The following is a 545-nucleotide window of genomic DNA, read 5'->3' on the forward strand; positions in this document are numbered from 1 at the left end:
TTTCAGTTCCCCTCGTTCGCCTCGCAACACTATGTATTCATGTTGCGATAACAGCTTATGCTGCTGGGTTCCCCCATTCGGACATCGTTAGCTCAAATGCTTGTTACTAGCTCGCCAACGCTTTTCGCAAGTTACTACGTCCTTCATCGCCTCTGACTGCCAAGGCATCCACCGTATACGCTTAGTCGCTTAACCATACAACCCAAATGAGTTTCACTCAYCTGMGYCGCATTGCGACCAGCTTGGTTTTACTTGTCTCACTTCTGACCAAAGAAGTGGACGCGCCTTAGACGTAAACTATKCMAYWAAGMATAATTTACTATTGAATATTCAAGACWCTTAATAAAGTGTTTGAGAACTCATGTTCAATGCTTGCGCATTAAACGTTTTGTAATTAATCACATGACAGACTCATGCAATTAAATACTATCAGCTTTCCAAATTGTTAAAGAGCGGGCTTAAAAAAGCCAAAGATAATTTTTAAGTTTATCTTTGGCATCTCTATCCATAGTGCATATGCCTTATTACTTTGCAATAAAGTCAGA

General features: G+C 40.5%; 1 rRNA gene. It reads right to left on the reverse strand.

From position 1 onward, the window contains the following. Positions 1-195 (reverse strand): 23S ribosomal RNA (locus tag L5M10_RS24085); the annotation flags it as partial. Positions 196-545 lie beyond the last annotated feature (350 nt).

Origin of the sequence: Shewanella sp. SM32 (genome assembly GCF_025654235.1) — a bacterium.
Lineage (GTDB): Bacteria > Pseudomonadota > Gammaproteobacteria > Enterobacterales > Shewanellaceae > Shewanella > Shewanella oncorhynchi.